Genomic DNA, 7,242 nt, shown 5'->3' with positions numbered 1-7,242 from the left:
CCCCGCCACGCCGGCAGCTCGCCCCTCCGGCACCTCTCCCACCCGCGCTCCACCCCGCAGAATCCCGCTGTTCTCGGCGGTCTCCCAGCCCGGCCCGTAGTATCGGGACGGACAACTGTGGAAAGGGGCCCCGTCGTGGGACTTCTGGACAACCTCGAACGCGGCCTGGAGCGGGCCGTGCGCTCGGCCTTCTCGGCCGGCGGTCCGCGGGCGGTCAAGCCGGTGGAGATCGCCTCGGCCCTGCGACAGGCGATGGACGACGAGTCGTTCGCGCTGTCCGAGGGCCACACGGTCGCGCCCAACAGCTACGTGGTCCACTTCTCCCCCGCCGACTTCGAGCGCGCCCGCTCGTGGGGGTCCACCCTCGCCAGCGAGCTGTGCGACGAGGTCATCCGCCACGCCGACTCCCAGGGCTATGCGCTGCCCGGCACGGTCCGGGTCGCCTTCCACCCGGACGCGGACGTGCGCGCCGGGGACCTGCGCGTCGTCACCCGCCTGGACGACGGCTCGCTCACCGCCCCGGCCCCCCACGACGACGGCGCCTCGCCCGCCACCGCCCACGGCCCGGGAGCCTCGGCCGCGGCGCCGGACCGACTGGTCGAGGACCTGCCGGCGGCCGCGCCCCGCAAGCCCTCCCCCGCCCCGCGCGTCGGGCCCCGTCCGGCGCCCCGCTGGGCCGCCGCCTCGACCGCGCCCGCCGCCCCCGCCCACGCCGACCAGCCGACCGTCGTGATGGGCCGCCCCGTGACCGGGCCCGCCGGCCCGGCCCTCGAGCTGGACGGCCGCATGCTCCCCCTGGACGGGGACGACCTCATCCTCGGCCGCTCGGCCGAGCGTGCCGACCTCGTGATCCCGGACTCCTCGGTGTCCCGCGAACACCTGCGCCTGCTCACCGTCGGCTCCACGGTCACGCTCCTGGACCTGGGCAGCCGCAACGGCGTGCTCGTCAACGGCCGCCGCGTGGACGGCTCCGTCACCCTGCGCGACGGGGACGTGGTGACCGTCGGCCAGACCGAGCTGCTGTTCTTCGGCGGGACGGGGGGCCGCGCATGAGCGAGCTCGCCGTCGCCGTGCTCCGCATGGGCCTGCTGCTGGCCCTGTGGGTGCTGATCATCTCCATCGTCATGGCGCAGGGCCGCGACCTCGTGGTCGGCCGACGCAACAAGACACGCCTCCAGCAGGCCCAGCGCGACGCCGGCCTGGTCACCGCGGTGCCCGCGGCCGGGGCCGCCGGGGCGGGCTCGTCCGCGGTCGACCGCCCCGCGCCCGCGTCGACGCCGGCCCCCGCCGCGTCCGCGCCGACGACGCCGGCCCCGCGGCTGTCCCGGACCCTGCGGGTGGTCGAGGGCCCGAAGGCCGGGCAGACCATCGCCCTGGAGGGCCGTCCCCTGCTGATGGGCCGCGCCCAGGACGCCGACCTGGTGCTCGTGGACGACTACGCCTCCGGCCGCCACGCCCGGCTGTTCCCGCAGGGCACCCGCTGGTTCCTCGAGGACCTCGGCTCCACGAACGGCACCTACGTGAACGGCGCCCCCGTCACCCGCGCGCTGCCCGTGGGCCCCGGCACGGCCATCCGCATCGGCAAGACCGTCATGGAGCTCGAGGCCTGACCCATGACCCTCGTCCTCCGCTACGCCGCCCGCTCCGACGTCGGCCGCGTCCGTGCCAAGAACGACGACTCCGCCTACGTGGGCCGTCATCTGGCCGTGCTCGCGGACGGCATGGGCGGGCACGTGGGCGGCGACGTGGCAAGCGCGTCCACGGTGCTGGACCTGGCCCCGCTGGATGCGGTGGGCTACGAGGACCCGGCCACGGTGCTGCCGGACGAGATCCAGAACGCCAACCTGATCCTCAACGAGCTGGTGCACGCCAACCCCAAGCTCGCCGGCATGGGCACCACGTGCACCGCCGGCCTGCTCGCGGGGACCACGCTGCACATCGCGCACATCGGCGACTCCCGTGCCTACCGGCTCGCGGACGGCGAGTTCTCCCAGGTCACCACGGACCACACGTTCGTGCAGAAGCTCGTCGACGAGGGGCGCCTCGAGGCCGGGGAGGCCCCGTTCCACCCGAACAAGAACGTGCTCATGCGCGTGCTCGGCGACGTGGACGCCTCCCCCGAGCTGGACGTGTTCGAGGTGCCCGTCGCCCCCGGAGAACGGTGGCTGTTCTGCTCGGACGGCCTCACGGACGTGGTCCCCCCCGAGAAGATCCACGAGGTGCTGCGGGACTCGGAGGCTCTCAACCAGGCCGTCGACACCCTCGTGGACCTCACCCTCAAGGGCGGCGCCCCGGACAACGTCACCGTGGTGGCGTTCGAGATCGCGGAGGGCACGGCGGAGGAGCTGGCCCCCGTCCCGGACGTCCACCTGTCCGAGCAGGCCCTCGCCGCCGCCCACCCGCCCGAGGTCGGCCCGGTCTCCGGCCTGCTGCTGCGCGAGGACCTGGACGCACGGCCTCACCTGCTCGTCGGCGCGGCCTCCAACGCCGTGAAGACCGATCGCATCCCCGTGGTCACGCGCAGCTCCACGCGCCGCCGCGTCGCCGCCCTGCTCGGCGAGACGCCCGTGCCGGAGAACCGTCCCCGGCGCACCGCGGCCGTCCTCACGGACGGGCCGGATCCCGCCGCCGCCCCGCGCCCGGACGCCTCCGTCCCGCCCGCCGCGCAGAGCGGCACCGCTGCCGCCGCCGGCTCCTCCTCCGCCGCCACACCGGCCGCCACCGCTGCCGACCACCCGTCCGACGAGGCCGCCGAGCCGATGACCACGGCCCCCACCCCGGCCCCGGCGACCGCCGGGCCCGCCGGCGGCCCCGAGGACGGGGCCGCGCGTCGGCGGCGTGGAAAGGACGACCGCCCGGTGCAGTACCGCCGCGGCTGGTTCATCCCCGTGTTCACCACGCTGCTCGCCCTCACCCTCGCGGCCGTGGCCGTGTGGGGCTACCTGTGGACCCAGACGCAGTACTACGTGGGGGCCAACGACGGCCGGATCGCCGTGTTCAAGGGCGTCTCCCAGCGGCTGGGCCCGCTCGAGCTGTCCCACGTGGACCGCCAGACCGACCTCCCGGTGGACGCGCTGCCCGCGTACGCACGCGACCGCGTGAACGCCGGCATGCCCGCCCGGGACGTGGACCACGCGGAGCAGATCGTCGCCGAGCTGCGCGACTCGCTGCACCCGAACGCCCCCGCCCCCGCCGGTGAGCCCTCCGAGCGGGCCCGGCCGAGCACGACGCCGTCGTCGTCCTCCGCCCGCCCCTCGGACGCGTCCGGCTCCACCGCGCCGACGAGCCCGGCGTCGTCCCCGAGCGCGACGGGAGGTGAGGCCCCGTGACCGAGGTGATCTCCCCCGCACGCCCGCGCCGGAACATCGAACTGGTCCTGCTGCTGGCCGCCCTGGCCATCGCCCTGGGGGCGGACCTGCTGGGCATGATCGGCACGGACGCCCCGCTGGACTCCACCGCCTGGGTGCCGCTGGGCGTCTTCGGCGCCGCCACCCTCGTGCTGCACGTGGTCCTGCGGCTGCGGGCCCCCTACGCGGACCCGTTCATGCTGCCGATCACCGCCCTGCTCAACGGGCTGGGCCTGGCCATGATCCACCGGCTGAGCCAGGACGCCGCGATGGCCAACCCCACCTCGCAGCTCGTGTGGTCCGTCCTGGCCGTCCTGGTGGCCTCCGCCCTGGTGTTCCTGGTGCGCGACCACCGGGTGCTGCGGCGCTGGCCCTACCTGTTCCTCGCCGCGTCCGGCGTGCTGCTGCTCCTGCCGCTCGTGCCCGGGCTGGGCCTGAGCATGTACGGGGCGCGGATCTGGATCGACGTCGGATTCGGCACCTTCCAGCCCGGCGAGATCGCCAAGATCACGCTGGCCATCTTCTTCGCCGGCTACCTCTCCGCGAACCGCGACCTGATCCTGCTGGCCGGCCGCCGTGTGGGCCCGGTGACCTTCCCCCGAGCCCGGGACCTCGGCCCGTTGCTGGCCGGCTGGCTCCTGGCGCTCGGCGTGCTCGTGTTCCAGCGCGACCTGGGCTCGGCCCTGCTGTTCTTCGGCATGTTCATGGCGATGCTCTACATCGCCACGTCCCGCGCCTCCTGGATCCTCCTCGGCCTGGGCCTGATCGCCTTCGGCGCGGCGCTGGCGTTCCTGTTCATGCCGCACGTGACCGCCAGGTTCGAGATCTGGCTGAGGGCCTTCGACCCCGAGATCTACCATCGCGACTTCGGCGGCTCCTACCAGGTGGTCCAGGGCCTGTTCGCGATGGCCTCAGGCGGGCTGATGGGCACCGGCCTGGGCGCGGGCAACCCCACCCAGGTGCCGCTGTCCTTCTCGGACATGATCCTCACGGCCATCGGCGAGGAGCTCGGCTTCGTGGGCCTGGCCGCCGTGCTCGTCCTGTACCTCCTGCTCGTCACCCGCATGATGCGCGCCGCCCTCGGCGTGCGCGACGCGTTCGGCAAGGTGCTCGCCTCCGGCCTGGCCTTCACCATGGCGTGGCAGGTGTTCGTGGTGATGGGCGGCGTGACCCTCGTGCTGCCGCTCACCGGCCTCACGACGCCGTTCCTCGCCGCCGGCGGCTCCTCGCTGCTGGCCAACTGGATCATCGTGGGGCTCGTGCTGCGCATCTCGAACGCCGCCCGCCGTCCCGTGGTCGTGGACGGGATGGTCAACGCGTCCGGGCCCGGCGCCGGCCACCTCGACCCCGGCACGGCGCTCCCGGCGGCGGCCGTGCCCCCGGGAGGAGGTGAGGAGCGGTGAACGAGGCGATCCGACGCACGTGGACCGTCATGGCGGCCATGATCCTGGTGCTCGCGCTGGCCGCGTCCGTCATCCAGGTGCTGGCCGCGGACCAGCTCAAGACGCACGCCCTGAACTCGCGGCAGTTGTTCCTGGAGTTCGGCGCCCCGCGCGGGCCGATCCTCGTGGACGGCGAGCCGATCGCCGAGTCCGTCCCCTCCGACGACGCGTACCACTACCAGCGCGTCTACCACGAGCCCGAGCTGTACGCCCCGCTCACAGGCTTCTATTCGCTCACCTACGGCACCGACGGGCTGGAGGCGGCCATGAACGAGCAGCTCTCCGGCACCCCCACGTCCCAGTTCGTGGACCGCGCCATGGAGATCATCACGGGTGCCACGCCTGAGGGCGACCAGGTGGAGCTGACGATCGACCCCGAGCTGCAGCGCCTGGCGTACGACGCGCTCCCGGACGGCGTGCGCGCCTCCGCCGTGGTCACGGACCCGACGACAGGCGAGATCCTGGCCATGGTGTCGAAGCCGAGCTTCGACTCCAACGCGCTCTCCTCGCACAGCCCGGCCGAGGCGCAGGCGGCCATGGCCGCGATCGACCAGATCCCCGGTGCCAGCGCGTACCGCAACCGCGCCGCGGAGCAGCTCGTGTCCCCCGGCTCCACGTTCAAGCTGATCGACGCGGTGGCCATGCTCGAGTCCGGTGACTACACCCCGGACGGGACGGTGGACATCCCCGCCGCGTGGACGCTGCCCGGCACGACCACGGAGCTGCCCAATTACGACGGCTCACCGTGCAACACCGTGGGGCGTCAGACCCTCACGTGGGCGCTGGCGCAGTCCTGCAACACGCCGTTCGCCATGGCCGCCGTCGAGCTGGGCCAGGACCGGATCCGGGAGGTCGCCGAGCGGTTCGGCTTCAACGACTCCTTCGACTACCCGCTGCCCGTGACCGGCTCCGTGTTCCCCTCCGACCTGGACGACGCCGCGCTGGCGCAGTCCTCGATCGGCCAGCGGGACGTGCAGGCCACCGCGCTGCAGATGGCCATGGTGGCCGCCGGCATCGCGAACGACGGCGTGGTCATGGAGCCGCAGCTGATCAAGGCGGTCCGCCGTTCGGACCTCACCACGGTGCAGGAGTTCAGCCCCCGTGAGCGCGGCCGGGCCACGACCCCCGAGGTGGCCGGGCAGGTCTCGGACATGATGGTCTCGGCGGTGGAGGACGGCATCCTGGGATCCGTGCAGTCGGACACGGTGCGGATCGCGGCGAAGTCGGGCACGGCCGAGGTCGGGGACACGGGCAACGTGCACTCCTGGATCACCGGCTTCGACGCGAGCGAGAACCCCCGGGCGGCCGTGACGATCGTGGTGGAGGACGAGCCGCCGGGGGTTGGACATCAGACAGTCGTCAGTGGCATGAAGGCAATCATGGAAGCGGTGGTCACGGAATGAGGCCGACATCGGGCATCACCCTCGGCGGCAGGTACCAGTTGACCGATCGCATCGCGATCGGCGGCATGGGCGAGGTGTGGAAGGCGCGGGACAAGGTCCTGGGCCGGATCACCGCCGTGAAGATCCTCAAGGAGGAGTACACGGGTGACCCCAACTTCCTGCGCCGCTTCCGGGCGGAGGCCCAGCACACCGCGCTGCTGAACCACCCCGGCGTCGCCAACGTCTACGACTACGGCGAGGAGAAGGGCTCCGCCTACCTCGTCATGGAGCTCGTGCCGGGCCAGCCGCTGTCCTCCATCCTCGAGAAGGAGAAGGTGCTCTCCCCCGAGCGGACCCTGCGGATCATCGCGCAGACGGCGGCCGCGCTCTCGGCGGCCCACGCCCAGGGGCTCGTGCATCGCGACGTCAAGCCCGGCAACCTCATGATCACGCCCACCGGCCGGGTGAAGGTGACGGACTTCGGCATCGCGCGCCTGGCAGACCAGGTCCCGCTCACGGCCACCGGCCAGGTGATGGGCACCGCCCAGTACCTCGCGCCCGAGCAGGCCACGGGGCAGCAGGCCACCGGCTCCTCCGACCTCTACTCGCTGGGCATCATCGGCTACGAGGCCCTCGCCGGGCATCGCCCGTTCACGGGCGAGTCCCAGATCGCGATCGCCCTCGCCCAGGTCAACGACACCCCGCCGCCCCTGCCGGACACCGTCCCGGCCCCGGTGCGCGCCCTGATCATGTGCATGCTCTCGAAGGACCCCAAGGAGCGGCCCTCGGACGCGACCGCGCTCTCGGAGGCCGCCGACGCGCTGCGTCGCAAGGACACCCGCGGCGCGGTGGAGGCCGTGCCCGGCCTGGCCGCCTTCCTCGAGGAGCAGGGCGTGGCCGACCCCTCGGGCGCCGAGACCGCCCCCCTGGACTACGACGGCATGCGCACCACCCATCCCCGCGCCGAGGGCACCCGGACGGACGGCTTCCCCGCCACCGCGGCGCTGCCGGTGACCGCGGCCCAGCCCCGCACCGACGACGACGCCCGCGGCCCCGGCGCCGCCGGTGCGG

General features: G+C 73.6%; 6 protein-coding genes. All 6 read left to right on the top strand.

The window, feature by feature from the left end:
- Positions 1 to 135 precede the first annotated feature (135 nt).
- Positions 136 to 1,053, top strand: coding sequence for a DUF3662 and FHA domain-containing protein (locus SJ20_RS09395; protein ID WP_044659735.1), 918 nt, complete (start codon positions 136 to 138; stop codon positions 1,051 to 1,053).
- The gene (locus SJ20_RS09390) at positions 1,050 to 1,610 is read left to right on the top strand and encodes an FHA domain-containing protein (RefSeq protein WP_044659734.1); all 561 of its coding nucleotides are present in this window, start codon (positions 1,050 to 1,052) and stop codon (positions 1,608 to 1,610) included. The genes SJ20_RS09395 and SJ20_RS09390 overlap by 4 nt, the downstream gene beginning before the upstream one ends.
- A gap of 3 nt (positions 1,611 to 1,613) precedes the next feature.
- The gene (locus tag SJ20_RS09385) at positions 1,614 to 3,329 is read left to right on the top strand and encodes a PP2C family serine/threonine-protein phosphatase (RefSeq protein WP_044659733.1); all 1,716 of its coding nucleotides are present in this window, start codon (positions 1,614 to 1,616) and stop codon (positions 3,327 to 3,329) included.
- Positions 3,326 to 4,750, top strand: a complete 1,425-nt coding sequence (locus SJ20_RS09380) for an FtsW/RodA/SpoVE family cell cycle protein (RefSeq protein WP_036314455.1) — start codon at positions 3,326 to 3,328, stop codon at positions 4,748 to 4,750. Before SJ20_RS09385 ends, SJ20_RS09380 begins: the two co-directional genes overlap by 4 nt.
- Positions 4,747 to 6,192 carry a penicillin-binding protein 2 gene (locus tag SJ20_RS09375; RefSeq protein WP_044659732.1) on the top strand — a complete coding sequence of 482 codons (1,446 nt, stop codon included), beginning with the start codon at positions 4,747 to 4,749 and terminating at the stop codon, positions 6,190 to 6,192. The genes SJ20_RS09380 and SJ20_RS09375 overlap by 4 nt, the downstream gene beginning before the upstream one ends.
- Positions 6,189 to 7,242, top strand: a 1,054-nt coding sequence (locus SJ20_RS09370) for a serine/threonine-protein kinase (RefSeq protein ID WP_235281293.1), incomplete at its 3' end; no start/stop codon positions are given. The genes SJ20_RS09375 and SJ20_RS09370, both read left to right, overlap by 4 nt.

This window comes from Micrococcus sp. MS-ASIII-49 (assembly GCF_000946635.1).
Taxonomy (GTDB): Bacteria; Actinomycetota; Actinomycetes; order Actinomycetales; family Micrococcaceae; genus Micrococcus; species Micrococcus luteus.
The sequence above is the reverse complement of the archived record's forward strand: the minus strand, read 5'-3'. Positions and strand labels throughout refer to the sequence as shown.